The sequence below is a fragment of the Streptomyces marokkonensis genome (assembly GCF_039539045.1).
In the GTDB taxonomy this organism is placed as follows: domain Bacteria; phylum Actinomycetota; class Actinomycetes; order Streptomycetales; family Streptomycetaceae; genus Streptomyces; species Streptomyces marokkonensis.
In genome coordinates, this window is sequence record NZ_BAABCQ010000396.1 from 1 (window position 1) to 881 (window position 881).

Consider the following 881-nt stretch of genomic DNA (forward strand, 5'->3'; position numbering starts at 1 on the left):
CCACCCCGCTCGTCACGACGCGGACCACGGTCACGGTCGTCACGACGCCCGTACCCGCCACCACCACGGCTGTCGTCACGCCGGCCGAAGCCACCCCGCTCGTCACGATCATCGCGGCGGAAGGAAGGACGGTCCCCACTCCGCTCATCGCGACGGAAGGAGGGGCGGTCACCACGGTCACCGCGGTCGTCACGACGGAAGGACGGACGGTCGCCACCCCGCTCGTCACGACGCGGACCACGGTCACGGTCGTCACGACGCCCGTACCCGCCACCACCACGGCTGTCGTCACGCCGGTCATCCCGCCGGAAGCCACCGCGCTGCCCACCGCGGTCATCTCCACGGCTGTCGTCGCGCCGGCCGAAGCCACCCCGCTCGTCGCGATCATCCCGGCGGAAGGAAGGACGGTCCCCACTCCGCTCATCGCGACGGAAGGAGGGGCGGTCACCACGGTCACCGCGGTCGTCACGACGGAAGGACGGACGGTCGCCACCCCGCTCGTCACGACGCGGACCACGGTCACGGTCGTCACGACGCCCGTACCCGCCACCACCACGGCTGTCGTCACGCCGGTCATCCCGCCGGAAGCCACCGCGCTGCCCACCGCGGTCATCTCCACGGCTGTCACGGCGGAACCCACCACGGTCGCCGCGCGGACCGCTCCGGTCACCACGGTCACCACTGTCCCGTCGCCGCTGGTCGCGCTCCGGTCGGTCGTCGGGAGAGTTGGTGGACATCGGTGACTCCTGTCTTCGGTACTGCAGGTCATTCTCACGCAGCCGGGTACCCGGTGCGTCCTGGAAAAACGAAAGGACCCCTGGCCCCCAGCTGTACGCTGGGGACCAGGGGTCCTTTCCAAAGATTGTTCGGCGGTGTCCTAC

1 pseudogene is annotated in these 881 nt (G+C 70.4%); it reads left to right on the forward strand.

Going from position 1 to position 881, the window contains the following annotated elements:
* Nucleotides 1-743 (forward strand): annotated as a pseudogene (locus tag ABEA26_RS36545) (hypothetical protein); the annotation flags it as partial.
* Nucleotides 744-881: the final 138 nt, after the last annotated feature.